The 535-nt window shown below is 37.4% G+C and carries 1 protein-coding gene; it reads right to left on the reverse strand.

The window, feature by feature from the left end; translation table 11 throughout:
• Positions 1–183: 183 nt before the first annotated feature.
• Positions 184–535, reverse strand: a 352-nt coding sequence (locus R7Q09_RS28045; protein WP_318144193.1) for an MBL fold metallo-hydrolase RNA specificity domain-containing protein, incomplete at its 5' end; no start/stop codon positions are given.

Consider the following 535-nt stretch of genomic DNA (forward strand, 5'->3'; position numbering starts at 1 on the left):
TTTAATTCGTATAGAAATTATATCCCTTAATCCAGAACATGCTTGTAACTTTGAGAATTTTCTTGAACCTGAGTCCTTACTTATGGCTTGTTTTTGAATCTTGACGTTACTATATCAATGAATTCGACAAACTATGTTTGCGATATATTATGTTGTCTCGAAATTAAATAATTATCTAATTCACTATAATACGCAGTTATATCCGAGGTTGATTAGTTGTTGATAAAGTGCTTTTTTCGAATCTTCCTCACCATGTATAAGGTGAACCTCCTTAGGAGGAGTGGGAATGGCAGTTACAAATTGTATTAAGTCGTTCATATCGGCATGTGCAGAGTAGCCTGACATCGTATGAACTTGAGCTTTCACTTTTACGCGTTTACCTTCAATCAATACACTTTCTACTCCATCTTGGATACGCCGACCTAAAGTCCCTTCCGCTTGATAGCCGGCAAATAACACATCATTTCTCTTATCTGGCAGCAATGTTTCTAAATAATTGACGACACGTCCACCTTCACACATTCCTGAGGCCGCA

The organism is Vibrio sp. 2130-1, from assembly GCF_033339515.1.